This is a genomic window from Comamonas sp. FUJ_7 (assembly GCF_057369555.1).
Window position 1 is genome coordinate 1 of the sequence record NZ_JBXXZI010000015.1, and the last position, 18,579, is coordinate 18,579.

Annotated in this window: 15 protein-coding genes, 1 tRNA gene and 1 pseudogene; 8 read left to right on the plus strand and 9 right to left on the minus strand. The window is 58.0% G+C overall.

Features of this window, described 5'->3' with window-relative positions; all coding sequences use genetic code 11:
- Positions 1-82: 82 nt before the first annotated feature.
- Genes AC2I9W_RS16845 through AC2I9W_RS16855 form a run of 3 tightly spaced genes read right to left on the minus strand, consistent with a single transcriptional unit; the run spans position 83 to position 2,696 of the window.
- Complete coding sequence (locus AC2I9W_RS16845) at positions 83-1,381, minus strand: Y-family DNA polymerase (RefSeq protein WP_486411077.1); 1,299 nt, start codon at positions 1,379-1,381, stop codon at positions 83-85.
- 9 nt (positions 1,382-1,390) lie between these two features.
- Positions 1,391-2,248 (minus strand): excinuclease Cho, encoded by an 858-nt coding sequence (gene cho, locus AC2I9W_RS16850; protein WP_486411078.1) that lies wholly within the window; start codon positions 2,246-2,248, stop codon positions 1,391-1,393.
- A gap of 4 nt (positions 2,249-2,252) precedes the next feature.
- Positions 2,253-2,696 carry a LexA family protein gene (locus AC2I9W_RS16855; protein WP_486411079.1) on the minus strand — a complete coding sequence of 148 codons (444 nt, stop codon included), beginning with the start codon at positions 2,694-2,696 and terminating at the stop codon, positions 2,253-2,255.
- A 50-nt stretch (positions 2,697-2,746) separates the two neighbouring features.
- Between AC2I9W_RS16855 and AC2I9W_RS16860 the strand changes: the two are divergent.
- A pseudogene (locus tag AC2I9W_RS16860) lies at positions 2,747-3,283 on the plus strand (transposase family protein); the annotation flags it as partial.
- A 482-nt stretch (positions 3,284-3,765) separates the two neighbouring features.
- A tRNA-Arg gene (locus tag AC2I9W_RS16865) sits at positions 3,766-3,842 on the plus strand.
- Between the two features lie 89 nt (positions 3,843-3,931).
- On the opposite strand, the gene AC2I9W_RS16870 is transcribed toward AC2I9W_RS16865, so the two are convergent.
- Entirely contained in the window at positions 3,932-5,599 is a 1,668-nt protein-coding gene (locus AC2I9W_RS16870) for a M14 family zinc carboxypeptidase (protein WP_486411080.1), read from the minus strand.
- A gap of 272 nt (positions 5,600-5,871) precedes the next feature.
- Positions 5,872-7,698 (minus strand): DEAD/DEAH box helicase, encoded by a 1,827-nt coding sequence (locus tag AC2I9W_RS16875; protein WP_486411081.1) that lies wholly within the window; start codon positions 7,696-7,698, stop codon positions 5,872-5,874.
- Positions 7,699-7,964: 266 nt separating this feature from the next.
- On the opposite strand from AC2I9W_RS16875, the gene ettA reads away from it, so the two are divergent.
- Positions 7,965-9,626, plus strand: coding sequence for an energy-dependent translational throttle protein EttA (ettA, locus tag AC2I9W_RS16880; RefSeq protein ID WP_486411082.1), 1,662 nt, complete (start codon positions 7,965-7,967; stop codon positions 9,624-9,626).
- 46 nt (positions 9,627-9,672) lie between these two features.
- Positions 9,673-11,970, plus strand: a complete 2,298-nt coding sequence (locus tag AC2I9W_RS16885) for a DUF1631 family protein (RefSeq protein ID WP_486411083.1) — start codon at positions 9,673-9,675, stop codon at positions 11,968-11,970.
- 56 nt (positions 11,971-12,026) lie between these two features.
- On the opposite strand, the gene AC2I9W_RS16890 is transcribed toward AC2I9W_RS16885, so the two are convergent.
- Positions 12,027-13,055, minus strand: a complete 1,029-nt coding sequence (locus AC2I9W_RS16890; protein ID WP_486411084.1) for a P1 family peptidase — start codon at positions 13,053-13,055, stop codon at positions 12,027-12,029.
- A gap of 163 nt (positions 13,056-13,218) precedes the next feature.
- Between AC2I9W_RS16890 and AC2I9W_RS16895 the strand changes: the two genes are divergently transcribed.
- Positions 13,219-14,055 carry a MetQ/NlpA family ABC transporter substrate-binding protein gene (locus tag AC2I9W_RS16895; protein WP_486411085.1) on the plus strand — a complete coding sequence of 279 codons (837 nt, stop codon included), beginning with the start codon at positions 13,219-13,221 and terminating at the stop codon, positions 14,053-14,055.
- A gap of 76 nt (positions 14,056-14,131) precedes the next feature.
- On the opposite strand, the gene AC2I9W_RS16900 is transcribed toward AC2I9W_RS16895, so the two are convergent.
- Positions 14,132-15,334, minus strand: a complete 1,203-nt coding sequence (locus AC2I9W_RS16900) for a leucine-rich repeat domain-containing protein (RefSeq protein ID WP_486411086.1) — start codon at positions 15,332-15,334, stop codon at positions 14,132-14,134.
- Between the two features lie 56 nt (positions 15,335-15,390).
- On the opposite strand from AC2I9W_RS16900, the gene AC2I9W_RS16905 reads away from it, so the two are divergent.
- The 3 genes from AC2I9W_RS16905 to AC2I9W_RS16915 all read left to right on the plus strand — a co-directional run bounded on the left by AC2I9W_RS16905 (position 15,391) and on the right by AC2I9W_RS16915 (position 17,621).
- Complete coding sequence (locus tag AC2I9W_RS16905) at positions 15,391-15,654, plus strand: hypothetical protein (RefSeq protein WP_486411087.1); 264 nt, start codon at positions 15,391-15,393, stop codon at positions 15,652-15,654.
- A gap of 63 nt (positions 15,655-15,717) precedes the next feature.
- Entirely contained in the window at positions 15,718-16,368 is a 651-nt protein-coding gene (locus tag AC2I9W_RS16910; protein ID WP_486411088.1) for an SMI1/KNR4 family protein, read from the plus strand.
- An 80-nt stretch (positions 16,369-16,448) separates the two neighbouring features.
- Positions 16,449-17,621, plus strand: coding sequence for an ankyrin repeat domain-containing protein (locus AC2I9W_RS16915; protein WP_486411089.1), 1,173 nt, complete (start codon positions 16,449-16,451; stop codon positions 17,619-17,621).
- A gap of 53 nt (positions 17,622-17,674) precedes the next feature.
- On the opposite strand, the gene AC2I9W_RS16920 is transcribed toward AC2I9W_RS16915, so the two are convergent.
- On the minus strand, positions 17,675-18,028 hold the full coding sequence (locus AC2I9W_RS16920; RefSeq protein ID WP_486411090.1) for a copper-binding protein: 354 nt from the start codon (positions 18,026-18,028) through the stop codon (positions 17,675-17,677).
- 34 nt (positions 18,029-18,062) lie between these two features.
- Positions 18,063-18,569: a DUF411 domain-containing protein gene (locus AC2I9W_RS16925; protein ID WP_486411091.1), complete on the minus strand. Its 507-nt coding sequence runs from the start codon at positions 18,567-18,569 to the stop codon at positions 18,063-18,065.
- Positions 18,570-18,579: the final 10 nt, after the last annotated feature.

Below are 18,579 nucleotides of genomic sequence, written 5' to 3' on the forward strand. Positions count from 1 at the left end.
TGAACGACAGCCCCCAGCCTAGACCTGCCGCTCACAGCTACTGACCGGACGACAGCTTCTGGCCGTATGCCGACACATGAGGCTACGCTCTGGCAATTGGTACTTCTTCAATTTTTGTGGTGTAGCGTGGTGTGCGGCGCTCCTGGCGCATGCGCCAGCCGTTTTCATCCTGCTCTGATACTCCGGTGCTCGCTACATGCAAAGTGCCTTTGCCAAAGCGCGCGTTGACCTTATCCATGACCTCCATTAGCTTGCTTTGATTGCGGGAAGTTTCCTCAAACAGCAGATCGCCTTGCTCTACCGTGGCCGAGCATAGGTCCAGCAGCATGACCCCGGCCTTGGAGAGTTGATAACCAGGCTCGTAGATCTGGCGTAAACCGCGCACGGCCGCAGTAACAAGAACTTTGGTGTCGGAGGAGGGGGGCTGCAGTTGAATCACTGCCGATTTGTTGAACCTTCGGCCGGGGCGAAATGGCGATGTATGCGCGAAGACAAGCAAGGCTCCCGCGCGCAGCCCATCGGCGCGCAGTTTCTCGGCAGCTCTGGTTGCAAATTCGCTTACGGCTTCGATAAGGGGCGGCAGGGTGCAGATCGGATGGCCGAAGCTGCGGGTGCATGCAATCTGCTTTTTGGCGGAGGGAGCCGTCTCCAAGCTCATGCAGCTGACGCCCTGCAGCTCGCGCACGGTGCGCTCCAGCACAACGCTCCACCCATTGCGTGCGGCATGGGGCGGCATCCTGGCCAGATCCAGCGCAGTCAGCACACCTTGCTCGGCGAGCTGGGCAGAGATATGCCGGCCCACGCCCCAGATCTCTCCGGCAGCGGTGCGGCCGAGAATGTCGGTGCGTTGCTGCTCGGACAGTTCGGCCCAGTTGCACACCCGCTGGAGCTCGGCAGGGTAGCTGCCAGGCTTGCGCTCCGAGTCTTTGGCGACATGGTTGCAGAGCTTGGCTAAAGTCTTAGTGGGGGCCAGGCCTACGCAAGTGGGGATGCCGGTCCATTTCAGGATGCGAGCGCGAATGGCAAAGGCGCGCCGAGTCAGATCGCGGACGCCAGCAAGATCCCCAATGAATGATTCATCGATGCTGTAGATCTCCTGGGTGGGTCCCAAGCCTGCAGCCAGCGACATCATGCGGTCGCTCATATCTCCATACAGCTCGAAATTGGCCGATAGGCAAACCAGCCCCTTGTGTTCAACCAGATCGCGCAATTGAAAAAACGGTTGCCCCATCTTCACGCCCAAGGCCCTGGCCTCGTCAGAGCGTGAGATAGCGCAGCCGTCGTTGTTGCTCAGGACAACAACAGGAATGCCTTGCAGTGATGGGCGAAATACCCTTTCACAGCTGACATAGAAGCTGTTTCCATCAATGAGTGCAAACATGGGAAGCCTTTACAAGGGGATGATCTTGGCGCTGCCGCTTAGGATGGGCCGGCACAAGATCTTGTAGCCATCGGCGTCGAAGCCTTTCACCATGGTGTTCAGTTTCTTTGCTTCAGACACTGTTGGTACGCTTCCCAGATAGCACCAGTTATTGATGACATGGATCTCTCGCAACTCCTGCCATTGCTCCTCAATACCGATCGCACCCGGATAGGGCCAGGTCATAACGCGCAGCTCTTCAAGAGCAGCCTTCAGACGGGCATGGTGTTCCTCTATCGTTTCAGCGCCGCGGCAAACGCCAGCACATTTATCGATCATGCTGCGAAAACAGGGGCGTCCTTGGGCCAACTTTTCCAGCCCAAGAGCGCCATAGCAAAGCTTGTACATATCGGCCAAATCACGTAGAGCCTCCAGCGCTGAGTGACGACTGCCGTACAGGCCAAAAATATCAGGCGTGTTTGCAAAATCAATATCACGCGAATAAACCACCTCAGGGCCCTCGTTGCCGAGCTGAAGAGAGCACAGTTGTCGGTTTCGTCGTAGCTTCTGATTAAACAAGGGCTGCTGCTGCTTGATGAGCTGCGCTTCCAATAGCAGCGCTCCAATCTCGCCCGCCGTGCAGGTGAAGCTTATGCGTACTGTTTGACGGAGCATGCGGGCCTCGTCTTCGCAGCGAAAGTGCGATAGCAAACGAGCGCGCAAGTTAATGCTCTTGCCGATGTATAGCGGCAACTCGCCTTCAGCTGCGTGAAAGATATAGACGCCAGGTGCTGAGGGGACCCCCTCTAGCCATTCAAGAAGGTGCTCGGGATATTCGTACATGCACGTCTCATCAAACTGATGCCGACGACTTGTAGGTTTACGCATGATTTCAAGTCCTAAAGCGTTTGATGCAGGATGTGACTACGCCCCAAATTTCAAGTTCTTGGTCTTCTTTGGGCACGATATCGGGATAGCTAGGGTTGCCAGGCCTGAGCTTGAAGCAGCCGCCTGCGTTGTGAAGAACTTTGACAGTGAACTCATTGTCGAGAACAGCTACAACAATGCTGCCATGGCGCGCACCAAGCGCTCGATCAACCAAAATTATGTCCCCGTCATCGATGCCATATTCGCGCATGGATGGCCCTGCAACGCGCAGCAGGAATGTTGCTTGAGGGTGCTCAATCAACAGAGAGGCAATATCGAGGCGCTTACCTGCAAAGTCGTCAGCGGGGCTAGGAAAGCCTGCAGCCACAGAGCATCCTGCCATCTGCAAGGCAAAGGGGGATGCTATGACGGGCACCGGCGTGCCTATCGGCAAAATACTGCTGTACATGTATACAGTATATTCCTGCCGGAATTCTTTACTATTTCGACCTGTCGGCTCACCCTGACTATCTGGGCAGCTAGGACACCTTTTATGTATGCACGATCAAGGGGGTGGGCCCCATCTACCCGCATACCTTCGTGGACACTTATTCCAAGTGGGGTCCAGTTAAGCTATACACCACCAAGAGACCAATCACAGCGGTTGATCTACTCAATGACCGGGTGCTAGCACTCTTTGCTGAACAAGGCATGGGAATGCTGCGCATCTTGACGGACAGAGGCACGGAGTATTGCGGCAAAGCCGAGCCGCATGATTACCAGCTGTACCTGCTCATCAATAACATCGAGCACACCAAGCCAAGGTGCTTCTGCCGCAAACCAATGGCATCTGTGATGCGCTTCCTCAAAACCATCTAGCAAAAGTTCTATCAGGTAGCATTCCGGGGCAAGATTTACAGATCTATTGACGAATTGCAGGTGGATTTGGGTGACTGGATCAACTACCAACACCTGCGCACCCATTAAAACAAGATGTGCTGCGGCGGGACGCGGATGCAAACGCCGATGGACGCAAAGGATGTCTGGGGCGAGAAGGTAAAAGTGCTGTCTGACAATCGGCCCAGTCGAAACGGGAGCCACGGTCAGATCAGATCGCAACCTCTACACTGCACTTGCTCATGGATTGGTGCGGTACTCGGAGAAGGAATGAAGTCTGTGGAGGCTCCATCAGCAGCTCAATTATGTCCAGTCGTTTGCCGGGTCAGTCCTTGGCTGGGGAGGGAAAGCTTGCACGCACGCTGCAATTTTTTAGGGGCAAAGCAGCTGATGATCAGTGAGCTGGATGGGCATTCCGCTCAATAGGCGATGGCTCTACATGCATGTAGATTAATTTACCACTGCTCGATGTGGCCTGACGCTTTCGGTGGCGTAGGCATGCGGGCTACAGGTTGCGCAATGAGAGTACTGAAGCAAGGCATAATAACGGCTGGTCATATCAGACGGTAAATGACCGATGTGGAGCGCTCCGCAAATCTAGGTTGAGGGTAGGCCAGAAAAAACCTAGTGAAATCAAGCATCTGCCCGTAGCTCAGTTGGATAGAGCAACAGCCTTCTAAGCTGTGGGTCACAGGTTCGATCCCTGTCGGGCAGGCCAAGCTAAAAAGCCACCCAAGCAATTGCTTGAGTGGCTTTTTTGCGGAAGTTACTGCCAAATTTTATCTGGTTTTTTGCGGCAAACTTATATCACTCGATTTCCTCATCAAAAACTACAGATGGAGCTGCAACCACTCTTGCAATGTTGGCTGGACTATTGATCAGATTTTGGCTGACATAGCTGTATGAAGTATCTGGCTCCAAGGCTGCTGCAATCAAATTTGATTTGGCTTGGTTGAGTGTGATGTAGTAGCTGCCAGCAGGAGCATCGACCCCCCCTCTAGTGAGTAAAGGTGTATGGTTTCCAGCCTGGGGCGGGTTGTAGCTTTCCACCATCATATGACCTGTCTCTCCAATCTGAAGCACTTGTACACCTTGCAGGCGAAGGCGGTCAACGGCACGACCAGAGTCAGAGGACAGCCAGTAACCGCATGGTCGGGTGCGGGTTTGAATTGGTTGAATCTTTAATGAAGAGTTCCAGTCCACCCGGGCTTGAATTTGCTCACCAGACTCTGCTTGCAGCATCTGGATTGTGCGCTGCTCCTGGGTTTGCTTGGCTTGAACGGTCAGTGTATTGCGGCAGGCGAGCGCAGAGATGTCGCGGGAGACAAACGATTCCACTTGCAGTAAATTGCGTGACTTTTCTGCGGTGGCCCGAAGCGCTGCAGTCGTGGCAGTGACCAGACCGTGAACACGGCGTTGAATATGCATGCGCCCTAAGTCAGAGCCGCGACTGGCAATCAGTAATGCGGCAGAGTTTTTGAGGCTGCTGGCATTGATAAGAGTGTCTGGATTCAAACTTGCCATGGAGAGTGATTTGTCCTCCGGCTCTGGGCTGGGTTGAAAAAACCACTCGTTGCTGATTTCTGCCTGGTTCAGAGCTGCACGAACGGGCTGGCCAAGCCATTCTAATGCGGCTTTATTGATGAATTCATGAGTGTTGACGGTGCCTGCAGGCTGCACCAAGACATCGTAGCTTTGCACGGCCTGAAACTTCTGCAGTAGCAATCCGCCTGCGGTTACTTCCTGGAGGTCAAGGACTGCCGCCGGGCGGTAATTGCGGATTATGCGTGCAAGGGCTTGTGCTTCGGGCGTGCTGAGCAGCAGGTGATCATGGGCAAGGTCTGTTCCATCGGCCGTGAGGCGGCTGGCTGTGGCTGCTGCATCAGGGTTGGCCCTTGGCACAATCAAGATGTTGATCTGTTGCAGCAAGGGGGCGAGCAGCCCGCCTTGACTGAGCTCGCGTGCGATTAAAAGTAGCGCTTCTGTACTCGCAGGCTCATCGCCATGTTGCCCCCCGACCAAAAGCACTGTCGGCTTACCGTTGCTGTTAAGGGAGGTGGCTTGACTGCCTGATCCTTGGGTAGCGATCAAGGCCTGAATGGGGAGGCCTTTTTGAGAGGTGCCGATGGTCAATGGAGCTAGCAGGATCCCATTGTCTGCCTTGTTGCTCAGTGTCTGAAGCCAGGCGCTGATTTCTGTGTGTGTGCTGAATTGCTGGCGATTGATGCCAAGCCCTGGTGTGTCATAGATGGTGGTTGGCGCTGTAAAGCGAGACTCTATGGCCGGGTTGTATGGGACAGCTGTGAGTTGGGGGGCTACTGGTTGACTCGTGGCTGGAGTTGCTGCAGAAGCCGGTGCAGGGCTAGGTACGCTTTGGCCTGGTGCCCTGCTTGACATTGCTGACCATGGCGGTAACTGCACATTGGCACAAGCCGTTAACAGCACTGCTGAGCTCACTGCAGTCAGCTTGAGCATGCTTGAGCTCCATAGAGGCAGGTTGCGTCTAGCATGAGAAAAAACGAGCTGGGTGAGAAATGTCATAAGTTCAACACAAATAAGAAGAATAGGCTTGGAGCGAAATCCTAAGCTTCGCATATACGCGTCTCATATTAGGCCTGCTGGCTTGCGACCGCCTGTCAGCGTATGGCGATGCTGTCACTGAAAAGCAAAAGGGCTGCAATGCTGTTGATTGCAGCCCTTAAGGCGTTTGACCGAGAGAGTGTTATTCCTCGGTTGTTGAAGGAGGGTTAACGACCGTAGCCGCCTCCAAAGCCACCTCGATTGCTACCTCCACGATTGCCTCCGCCAAAGCCCCCGCGATTGCCGCCAAACCCACTGCGACGGCCACGATCTGCCATGCTGTCCACGCTGGTGCGCATTGGGTCAGGCTGGCCACCATTGCTGCCGCGAGAGTTGCCATTACGTGCATGACCTTGCTGGGTTCCCAGGTGGGCGTCAGGGCGTGGAGGCTGGTCATCGTAGCGGTTGCCGCGTTCGCGATCGCCGAACTGACGGGCGCCGCCGCGCTTGGGGGCTCGTTGTTGCTCATTGCCATTAGGGCGTGGAGCGCGCTCGCTTTGAGCAAACGAGTTGGCACGATCACCATGCTCTGGATGGCGGTCGTTGGTGCGTGCAGTGCGCTCAACGCCAGCTTGACCGCGTGAGCTGTTGAGGCGGTTGTTGCTGCGTGGCTTTTGCGGGCGCGCAGGGCGCTGCTGCATTTCGCCTTCCGCTTCGCCTTGTTGGGAGTCTCCAGCAGGACGACGGCCACCACGGCTGCCATTGGGCGCCTTGTTAGAGCGAATGCGCTCCATCATTTCCTGACGGGCTGCCTTGGCTGCTGCCTGCATGACATCGCGGCTGGGAGGCTTGCCTGCACCGCCCCACAGGGTCTGGCGGCCCATGGCGATGGGCTCGGCGACTTCACCTTCTTCAGGGCCAAAGCCTTCGATGGGCTGTACCGGGATCTCCTGCTTGGTGAAGCGCTCAATGTCCATCATGAAGCCTTCTTCGTCCATGCAGACCAGGCTCACTGCATTGCCTTCACGGCCCGCACGGCCGGTGCGGCCAATGCGGTGCACGTAGTCTTCCGAGATATTGGGAATCTCATAGTTGACCACGTTGGGCAGCTCATCAATGTCGATGCCGCGTGCTGCAATATCTGTAGCTACAAGCGCACGCAGTTCACCGGTCTTGAAGCCTTCCAGGGCTTGAGTTCGCGCGCTCTGGCTCTTGTTGCCGTGCAGGGCCATGGCGCTGACGCCATTCTTGGTCAGGTACTCGGCCACGTTGTTGGCGCCGAACTTGGTGCGGGTGAACACCAGCACTTGGCTCCAATTGTTTTCCTGGATGATGTGCAGCAGCACCTGCTTTTTCTTGCCGCGGCCCACGGGGTGGATCACTTGCTTGATGCGCTGCACGGTGGTGTTGCGCGGAGTGACCTGAATGGACTGAGGATTCTTGAGCAGGCCATTGGCCAGTTCACGGATTTCATCGCTGAAGGTAGCCGAGAACAGCAGGCTTTGCTTGTCCTTGGGCACCAGGGCGAGAACCTTCTTGACGTCGTGGATGAAGCCCATGTCGAGCATGCGGTCGGCTTCGTCCAGGATCAGCATTTCGACGGTGGACAGGTCCATGAAGCCCTGTCCGGCCAGGTCCAGCAGGCGGCCGGGCGTGGCGACCAGAACGTCCACGCCTTTTTCAATGCGGGCAATCTGGGGCTTCATGCCCACACCACCAAAAATAACGGTGGAGGTGATGTCCAGATACTTGGCATAGCTGCGCAAGTTTTCTTCGACCTGAGCCGCCAGCTCACGGGTAGGGGTCAGAACCAGCGTACGGATGCCTTTGCCGCCAAACTTGTTCTTGGGGGCCGTGCCGGTAGACAGGCGTTGCAGCATGGGCAGGGTAAAAGCTGCTGTCTTGCCTGTGCCAGTCTGAGCGCCTGCCAGCAAGTCGTGGCCGGCGAGAACCAGAGGAATAGCTTGTGCCTGAATGGGGGTCGGGTTTTCATAACCCTGTTCTTGGACGGCCTTCAGAATGGCTGGGGCCAGATTCAGTTCTTCAAATGTCATTTGTGATCAATTGCGCCAATCCTGGGCGCGGGGTATCAGCCTGTCATGGTGCCCGTTGGGCAGCCTGGCCAGTTGTAGGCAGATATAGTTTGCGTGTCGGGAGCTTGGAAACGCTTCCTTTGTCCCCAGCTGAAGTGCTGCTGCTGCAGGCAACTGGACGCCTGTTGCGAGGGGTATTGTCGCATGCACCGATAATCATGGCTGGATTGCCGTGCAAAGCGGCACATTTTTTTGCATAAATTTAAGTAACTCAAAGCAATTCGGACATGGCTCAATACGTTTTTTCGATGAACCACCTGACCAAGACGGTGCCGCCCAAGCGCCAGATCTTGAAGGATATTTCACTGAGTTTCTTCCCCGGCGCCAAAATTGGCGTGCTGGGTCTGAACGGTTCGGGCAAGTCTTCGTTGCTGAAGATCATGGCTGGCGTGGATAAGGAGTTCGAAGGCGAAGCCATTCCTATGGCTGGCCTGTCGATCGGCTACTTGCCCCAGGAACCCCAGCTCAACCCTGAGCACACGGTGCGTCAGGCCGTAGAAGAGGCCATGGCGGAGGTCAACAACGCCAAGGCACGCCTGGAAGAGGTCTACGCCGCTTACGCTGAAGAAGACGCGGACTTTGACGCACTGGCTGCCGAGCAAGGCGAGCTGGAAGCCATCATCGCTGCAGCGGGCACCGATTCTGAGCACCAGCTGGAAATTGCGGCTGATGCACTGCGCCTGCCTGCATGGGATGCCAAGATTGGCAACCTCTCGGGTGGTGAAAAGCGCCGCGTGGCGCTGTGCAAGCTGCTGTTGTCCAAGCCCGATATGCTGCTGCTGGACGAGCCTACCAACCACTTGGATGCTGAATCTGTGGACTGGCTGGAACAGTTCCTGCACCGTTTCAGCGGCACAGTGGTGGCTATTACCCACGACCGCTACTTCCTTGACAACGCTGCTGAGTGGATTCTGGAACTCGACCGTGGCCACGGTATTCCCTACAAAGGCAACTATTCCGAGTGGTTGATCCAGAAGGGTAACCGTCTGGAAGCCGAGCAAAAGGGTGAAGAAGCCCGCGCCAAGGCCTTGAAGAAGGAATTGGAATGGGTGCGTCAGAACTCCAAGGGGCGCCAGGCCAAGTCCAAGGCCCGTATTGCACGCTTTGAAGAGCTGAGCGATTACGAATACCAACGCCGCAACGAAACACAGGAAATCTTCATTCCTGTGGCGGAGCGCCTGGGCTCCAAGGTGATCGAGTTCAAGAATGTCTCCAAGGCGTTTGGTGATCGCTTGTTGATCGACAACCTGTCGATGAACATCCCCGCTGGCGCGATCGTCGGCATCATCGGCCCCAACGGCGCCGGTAAGTCGACCTTGTTCAAGCTGATCGCAGGCAAGGAACAGCCTGATTCAGGTACCGTGGAAATCGGTCAAACCGTGAAGATGGCGTTTGTAGACCAGCACCGCGATGCACTGGCTGACGAAAAGACCGTGTGGGAAGACATCTCCGGTGGTCTGGACATGATCAACGTGGGTAAGTTCACCATGGCTTCGCGCGCCTACGCTGGTCGCTTTAACTTCAACGGTCAGGACCAGCAGAAGAAGGTGGGCATGCTCTCTGGTGGTGAGCGCGGTCGTCTGCACCTGGCAAAGACCCTGATTCAGGGCGGCAACGTGCTGCTGCTGGACGAGCCCTCCAACGACTTGGACGTGGAAACTCTGCGTGCCCTGGAAGATGCGCTGCTGGAGTACGCGGGTACGGTGATGGTGATCTCTCACGATCGCTGGTTCCTGGACCGTATTGCTACGCACATTCTGGCTGCTGAAGGTGATTCTCAGTGGGTATTCTTCGACGGTAACTATCAAGAGTACGAAGCCGACAAGAAGAAACGACTGGGTGAAGAAGGTGCAGCACCCAAGCGTATGCGTTACAAGGCGTTGAAGTAAGAGACAAAATGCTTCCAGCCTCGGCTGGAAAGGGTATTCTTGGAGGATGAGCCTCGCCCATGCATCCGTCTCCGTGTTACGCACCTGCCTTGTTCAGGCGGTGCGTAGTGCTGACGCCTTCGCCCTGCGACTGCTCCAGCGTACCGAATATGCGCTGGAGCAGTCGCTTTCAACGGGCTTGCAATCAGCGAGAAGGGATGTGCTCGGTGCTGCATTGCATAACTTGCAGCAGCATCGGGCTTCATTGATTAACAGCTTCCCGCAAAACTTGCTCGAAGCTCTAGTGCTTTCTGCACGCCAGCCTTTTTCATTCAGCGCACAGACGCTGGATACCGGCAGCGGCCAGCTTCTGCCCCTGGCGTCCATGGCGGAGTCTGCCAATCGACAGCTCAAGGTTGAACACCGGCTTGTGCAGCTGATAGAGCCTCAAGTCGAACTGGCGTTAGCAGACCTGGATGCTCTGATGAGCGGTGCGCAGGGGCTGGAAACCGCACAGCCACAGTGCAATCCGCTGCGCTTGCAAAATTATGTACGGGCCTGGAGTCAATCACTGACGGCCGTACAGCCCGCAGCGGAAGTGGCCGAGTGCTGGCATGAGTTCATGTCCCAGCAACTGGGGCCTATCCTGGTTTCAGAATACTCACGAGCCGCCAATTTGTTGCGCCAGCAAGGCGTGCAGCCGGCTCGGTATGGGGCAGATAAAGTCAGCCCACCGCAATGCCTGCTGACATTGCGATTGCTGCAGGAACTGGCTTCAGACTTGCGCTGGATTGACGACATGCGCTGCACGGTGCCGCAGTCGTTAACCGACTCTATGCTTGCGGGCTGGCCTGTGACGGAGCCTGCTTTGCAGGATATTGGCCTAGAGCCTGGCTGGACGTCATTCTCCGCCAATGCTCTGCAGACCTCGCTGCAGCCATGGGTGCCCAGCGTTCTTGGTGAACTGAAGCCATCCCCCTCAAGCCAGGCACCAAGCTCTCTGATTCAGATGCGCACCTTGCAGCGCATGATGAGCCACATGACCAGTGATGGGCGTCTGTTGCCGCCTGTGCAAAAGGTATTGCACAAGCTGGAGCCTTTGCTGAGTGAGCTGGTGGTGCATGATCCCTCTTTCTTTGAAGACAGAGCCCATCCGGCACGCCAGCTGCTCGACGAAATGACCGCCCGCAGCTTGTGGTTCGCCAGTGAATCGGCGCTGGGCTTTTCCCACTTCATCGCAGTATCTGAAGCTGCGGCAAACAAGCTGGCCAGCATGGGATGCGTGAATGCACATGCCTTTGCGCTGGCTCTCCAATATGTGCGGGAGCAGTGGCCGCCAGAGGGGCGCATGAGTCGCCTGTCGGGCTTTGCTGCACAGGCCGAAGGTGAGCAATCGACCCAGCAGGGCTTGATGAGTGGGGCCGTGGGGCTGGCAGACCGGCAGATCGTGGGAGCTATTGCGCAGACACAGCCCGATGCGGAGCAACTGGCCAGCATGATCCGCAGTCTGCCCAGTGCCAAGGGTGTTCCAGAGGATATTCTGGACTTTGTGACCGGTCCTTGGGCAGATGTGATTGCCCAGGCGCAGCAGCAGGCTGGCAGTGGCCAGGACGAGAGAGATCCCGGAGGCTATCTTGCCCTGGTGCCCAGTCTTCTCTGGAGTGTCTCTCCCCAGGCCGCTCAAGATGTACGGCGACTGGTGGCCATTGCTCCCAAGCTGCAGCGCCGCTTGGCGCGAGGCCTGCGCAGTGTGGGGCGTACGGAAGTCGAAATTGCAGCGTTGGCAGCGCGGTTGGGCAGCTTGCAGCAGCGTGTGCTGGATGCTGCAGAAGTTGCGAGCCGGGGGCGCAGTGACGGCTTCCCAGAAACGGATGTCCTGGATGAGTTGCCCAGCATGCTTGGCACTCTTGAGGGCGCTGCGGAGACCGTGCATGCGGGCTTGGACATCACACTTCCGGTATTGACGGAAAAAATTGAAGAGGTGCAGCGGGCCCCGTCTGTACAGCAGCCAGAGGGGCATATCGCCCCAGTGTTCGTGACGGCTCCGCAGCGCAGTGAAGAGCCCTCCAAGGCCAAACCTGAAGCTGCTGTGCCATACCTCGGCGTTGCAACTGCAATGCTACAGGAACCCGCTTCAGCCCCTGTCTCTGTGAGTCAGCTTCAGGATGCCGAGTGGCCTCTGGGGACCTGGGTGGAGCTGCGCAGCGAACGCCAGCAGGTGCGTACCAAGCTGACCTGGGTCAGTCCGCAGCAAAGCCTGTTTCTCTTTACGGCAGAAGATGGCAGCACGCAGTCCATGACACGCCGCATGCGCGACAAGCTGCTTTCTCAAGGGCAGCTGCGACGTTTGGAGGCAATGGCTTAGATCCATCATCCGCCGCAAGCGCTGCCTACGCTGCCATGCTGATCTGAGTGCAAGCTTTATAAAAAATCTTGATAGCTGGGTAGCGTTGCTTGGCCTTGCGTTGGCATTGATTGGGCCAGCAATACGGCTCGGGCCGTAGCTACGGCAACAGCCTCGGCAGCCAGCGTGCTCAGTGTCATCATGCCGAGTGTTTGACCGCTTTGACCGGTGCCCAGCGCAAACAGGCTGTCGCCATCACTCATGGTGTGAACGGGGTTGATGGCGCGGGCCAGGCCATCATGAGCCACCACCGCAAGGCGGTGCGCCTGGGCCTTGGTGAGGACGGCATCCGTGGCCACCACGCCAATGGTGGTGTTGCTGCCTGCCAGCACGGGCCTGGGTTCCTCGCCTGCCAGCAGCGCATCCCGTGTGCCGCGCAAAAGCTTTCCGTCGGCAGTGCGTGCCCCGGCCAGCAATTGCCCGCTGAAGGGGTTGAAGACATCGCCCAGCGCATTGCAAGCGATGATGGCGCCCACCGTCACGCCACCGATGGTAAAGCTGGCTGTGCCAATGCCGCCCTTCATGGCGCGATCATGGCCAAATACCTTCCCCACTACAGCGCCAGCACCTGCGCCCACGCTACCTTCTGCGGGCCGTTCACTGCTGCTGTGCCGGAATGCGCTACGGCTGGCTGCGTAGCCGGCCGAGGCGTCAGGGCGAATGCGCATGTCACCCATCATCACGTCGAAGAGCACGGCGGCGGGCACCAGCGGAATGCGGCCGACGCCGATATTCAGGCCTGCGCCTTGCTCCTCCAGCCAGCGCACGGCACCGGTGGCGGCATCCAGTCCCCAGGCACTGCCGCCGGCCAGCATGATGCCGTGAATTTCCTGCACCAGATTGCTGGGATGCAGCAAATCGGTCTCGCGCGTACCTGGTGCGGCTCCTCGCACATCCACGCCGCCAACCGCTCCCTCAGGGCACAAAATGGCGGTGCAGCCTGTCGGGCGGCGGCTGTCGGTAAAGTGCCCGACGCTCAGGCCTTTAACGCGGGCGATATGCCCGCTGTGGTCGAGCAAATCCTGAATGGAAGACAAAGTCGTCATGGGAAGAAAGCGCTCCTTGGGCTTGTTATATGCAGCAGTGGATAAACAGATCGCTTTTTATTCTTTAGAGAGCGGGTCAATGCGATTCATACTCCCAGCATTGTTGCAGTGCAAAACGCCTTCGTGTGGCGTTGCTGCATGGATTGATTTCAAGGAGTGATAAATGTCTGCACGTTTTTCCTTTGCGGCCAGTCGCCGCGCGGTTCTGGCCACAGCTGCCGTGGCTTTGTTGGCAACGTCCGGTGTGCCAGCTATGGCCCAGGATGCGACCAAGAAAAACCTGCTGATCGGAGCGACTGCTGGCTCCAACTATGACCTGCTGCAACAAGGCATCGTGCCCCAGCTGCAGAAAAAGGGTTATCAGGTCAAGCTGATCGAGTTCAACGACTACGTGCAACCCAATCTGGCGCTGAGCGATGGATCATTGGACGCCAACTTCTTCCAGCATCGCGCCTACTTTGATCAGTTCACCGCCGACCGCAAGCTGGCGCTGAGCGCGATTGCGCAGGGCCCTGTGGCCCCCATGGGTGTGTACAGCCAAAAGCACAAGTCGCTGGCTGGCATCAAGAACGGCGCCAAGGTGGCGTTGCCCAATGACCCCAGCAATCTGGCGCGTGCCTTGCTGGTGCTGCAGCAGGCCGGTTTGGTCAAGGTCAAGGAAGGTGTGAATCCGGCCCGCATTTCCGAACTGGATTTGGCCGCCAACCCCCACAAGCTCAAGTTTGTAGCGCTGGAAGCAGCGCAACTGCCTCGCGTTCTGCAAGATACGGACTTTGTGGTGGTCAACGGCAACTTTGCCGTTTCCTCGGGCCTGAAGTTGACGGAGGCTGTGGTGCTGGAAAAGACTCCCGACTTGTACCTGAACGTGGTGGCGGTGAAGACGGGGAACGAAAACACGCAGTGGGCCAAGGATTTGTCGGCAGCCTATCGATCGCCTGAATTCAAGGCCGTGGTGGACAGCCAGTTCCCTGGTTATTCCAAACCTGCTTTTCTGAAGTAAGCGCCTGAAATGGCACAGCAAGGGACTGCAATGCAGTCCCTTTTCATGGGGTAAGAGGTTTTGTCTCTGGCCACCCTCACAGCACCAGGGCCTGAATTTCGGCTTCCAGGAGCTGTAATGCACGCAGCTCTATCTGCTGCAGCGCCGACTGCTGCTCCAGAGGCAGGTCCCGGAGCACGGCTGCTGCGCCCATATCGCTGAGCACGGCATCACCACTGCACAGATCGCACAGCGTGTTGTGCGCATACAGGTCTCCATGCAGCAGCCCGCGTTGGTGCAGATGCTCAACAGCAGCGCGAATGCACTGAATCAGCCGTTGGGCAATGTCTGCACTAACGCGCAGGCCCGGTGCATAGACATCACGCGTGCAGCTCTCGAAGCTGGGCGGCCTGGCCAGCGCCTGCATTTGCGGGCCAAGCAGGGGCAAGGCCATGGCCAGGCGACCGTCGGGTGCGCCTGCTACGGCGGCAAGCGGCGTCAGCAGGGACGGGTGAGCCCCAGCCGCCAGGCCTGCAGCCAGTTCGGACTGCGGCGTGCCGTCGCTGGTGAATGTGGCTTTGAAGATCTTGAGGGCCAGTGCTTGATCGCCGTTGCTGGCACGGTAGATATGGCCGCTGGCACCTTCGCCCAGCAACTCATGCAACTGCAGATTTTGATAAAAATAGGGCTCTAGCGCATATGTATCAAGCGCAAGTAGCTCACTTTTTTGCGTCATCGGGTTGCCGGCTAGCGCCAGCCAGCTCAGCGCGGGCAGCTGAAAAACAGGCTCTGGGACGCTGGTGAAACGATTGCTGGCAATGCGCAGCAACTCCAGTCGCTGGCAGCGCGCCAGGGATGCGGGCAGGCTGCTGAGCTGGTTGCAGGAAAGCATCAGCTTTTGCAGACGTGCGCAGTTGCCCAGAGACTCGGGCAGAGCCTCCAGCTGGTTGTCCGTCAGAATCAGCCAGCGCAGGCGCGGCGGCAGGCTGTCTTCGGGCACATGTGCAATGCGGCAGGCCTTGAAACCGATCATCTCCAGCTGCGGCATGCGGCCCAGCACGGTAGGCAGTTCGGTGAAGGGGTTGTTCGACGCGAACACAATGCGCAGCCGTTTAAAACGTGTCAGGTCATCGGGCAGCGTGGTGATCTGGTTGCTCGACAAGTCCAGAATCTCCAGCGTTTCGGTCAGCTGATACAGGGCGGTGGGGAAGTCGCTCAGCCCGTCGCTGAGCCTGATATGGTGTGCGCGGGCCAGCGAACCATCGGCCAGCCCGGAGTGAAACTGCTCTAGCGTCAACATAGGTCGCGCAGTCTAAGCCTTATGTGCGTAATGCAAGAAGTGCACGGAATACCCGCATGAAAATCTTCAAAGACTTGCCTGCACTGGTGCAGGCCCTGCCTGAACTGGCAGCAAGCGATTGGGTGGATATGCCCGCTGCAGTGGCTGCCGATCTCAGCGCGCATGGAACGATACAGCCCGTCGACGTGCTGACACAGCCTGCTCTGCGTTTTGTGCTGCGCTCGGGCGATGATGCGCTGCGCATGGGCTATGCGCCGTGGCTGCCGGTGGCTGTGTTGGCGCAGATGGGCTGGCCCTCGCCGTCAGATCAGACTGCCTAGTCCGGATTTCTGCAAGCCGAGTTTGGGCGCAGCCAGCGTTTTGCCAAACCGCAAGAGGTCTGGGTGGACGCAGAGGTGCCTGAGCCATTCTGGCTGCCAGAACCGGCAACCTCAGAGCAGCGCCTGGCCTACTGGCATCTGGGCTTGCAAGCCCATGCATGGCTGGATGAAGAAGCTGTGCAGCCTGCGCCCTTCAGCCCTGCCGAGCTGCGCCTGTGCGAATGGCGACTAGGCAGCCAGCTGCCGCCGTCACTGCGCGACTATCTGCTGCAACTCGGTGTCTTGGACTGGGTCGAGAGGTTGCTAAGCCCGCGTTTTGATCTGCAAGCGCCTGATAGCGATATGGATGCCATCGGCCCGGTCTGTGTGGTGTTCCCCGGCGTGGCAGACATTGTTGAAATGAGCAAGCCCGAGCAGGTGCAGGCTTTGACAGCGGCGCTGCAGCAGCTGGTGGCCTTTGGCGACTATCTGGGCAATGGCAACCTCTGGTGCTTTGATCGGCGCGACGGCTCTGTCTGGTATCTGGACCATGACAGCAGTGCCTTGCTGACCCGCATGTTTGATGACGTGGCCGATTACCTGGATGCGCTGGCCCTGATGGCGCTGTGCCGCGCTCATGGCATTGCCGGTGGGCGGGATGATGGGGATGAAAAGGCCGAAGCGATGCTGAGCCAGCGTTTCGGTCGTGATCTGGTCAAGAAATGGATGTATTGAGCTGTGGATACATGGTATGACCGTGCGACAGGATATTCACGCTAAAGTGATGCTGGCCATCACTCAAAGGACTGCTGTTCATGACCATGAAATTACTCAAGGCTGCGGAAAATGGAGATATCGCAGCCTTGGAAAAGCGACTGCTCGCCGGTGACGACATTGGCTTTGTGCAAAAAGGCACGGGCCTCAATGCACTGACGACGGCCCTGCATTGCGGCAATCTGGATGCTGCGCAGTGGCTGATCGAGAACTCCAGTCCTCTGGACGAGCTGTGCAAAGTCATGGGCTGGACGGCTGCTGGCTGGGCCGCCAGCAATGGGCAGGAGCAGGGCTTGCAGATGCTTAAAGAAGCCGGGGCAGATCTGGACAAGACGCAGGATGCAAAGGGGCGCACGCCTTATCTGATTGCCGTGGATTTTGGCAAGTGGGATGTGGTGCGCTGGTTCTGGAACGCGGATGTGGATTTTCTGCGCCGTGATGCCAGAGGAATGACGGCCCATGATCTGCTGCTCAGCAGCCAGCGCGAAGTACCGCCCGATTTGCTGGAGCGCGCAGCGGCTGATGCTGCCAAGACGCCAGATCGGCCAGCGGCAGCGAGCCCGTTTGACGGGGTGCAGCCTTGGCCCGATGAGCCCTGGGCACAGTTGCACTGGCCCGAGGACTTTCCGGCACTGCCCGCGCAGTACGACGAAAAAGCCGTCGCAGACGGCACGGATAAAGGCTTTTTTGATGAAGCTTTTCACCAGACCATGGCTGAAGGCCTGGCGCCCGCGCTGGCCTCACCTACGGCGGCAGTGCGTAGCTGGGTCTGGACGCAAAGCCATTGGGAGCGCGAGGCCCGTGAGGCGGTGGATGCTCTGTCGGGGGACGACCTGCCGGCCTTTATTGCCGAGTATCAGCGCCAGATGGTGGGCGGCGCCATGATCCGTCACGCATTTCTGCACCCGAGAGCCAGGCGGGCCCATCCGGCACGTTTGCCGGATTGGGTCAGCATTCATGAAGAGCTGCAACTGCTGCATGTGCAGCCCCAGGGGGCGAACAAGGTGGAAGTTGCCGCGCTGGCGCATCGCCCCTTGTCTGCCGGTGCGGACCAAGTGCAGCGGCTGAAGCTGCTGGAAGATCTGCAGGAGCTGCGCTTTACCGTCATGTGCAGCAAAACTGGCAAGGCAAAAGACAAGATGCAAAGCTGGCGCGTGGATGCGGTGGAAATGCGTATCTACGGCAGTCAGTCGGTCTGGACTCGGCTGCTGTAAAACGCTTCAAATAATTCCACTGCATTCCAAGCGCCAGGCTGGGCGCGCTTGCCTCAGGATGCGGGCTGAATGCGCGTGATCGTCAGCGAGCCGCTATCGTCCTCTGCATGAAACAGAACCTTGTCGCCGGGCTTGAAGCGGGCTGCCTGAGAGCTGTTTTTGAGGCCAAACACCATGGTCATGGGCGGCATGTCCAGGTTCTTGATTTCCTCGTGGCGAATGGTGAGCTTGCCGGTGCGGGCATCCACACGGGTGATTTCGCCGGCGGTCATCACATCGGCCGATGCAGCGCTGGCTGCGGGTGCCGCGCCATGACCTGCATGGCTGGAGTGGTCTTGCGCAAAGGCAGGGGCGGCGATGGCAGCGAGTGCTGCGCTGAGGGCAATGGCGGAGAGAATGGTTTTCATGGGGTGTTCTTTCTCTTGTGTTGATTGAACCGCTTTAGCCGCGATAGCTGGTGAAGACGCTGGTGCTGACATCGCTGCGCATCAGGCTCTTGGTCACCAGCAGCACGTCATACGGGTCCTTGCGGCCGCCGTACTCGGGGCCGTCCATGCCGGGACTGCCAATGGGCATGCCGGGTACAGTGATGCCCAGGGCCTTGGGCTTTGCTTTCAGCAGTTTGTGCACATCGGCGGCGGGTACATGGCCTTCGACCACATAGCCGCCCACCAGTGCGGTGTGGCAGCTGCCCAGCTTTTGCGGCAGGCCCAGCTTGGCGCGCACGGCGTTGTTGCCCACGTCATGCACGGTCACGGCAAAGCCCTCTTTTTCCATCAGCACAATCCAGTCCTTGCAGCAGCCGCAGTTCGGGTCTTTCCATACTTCCATGGGGGTCTTGCCAGTTACTCCAGTGTTGCCGGTTTTGCTGGCGTAGGCGGGCAGGGCGGCAGCGGTTGCGGCGGCGGCCAGCATGTGGAGAGCGTTGCGACGAGAGGTATGGGTCATGGCCTTCTTC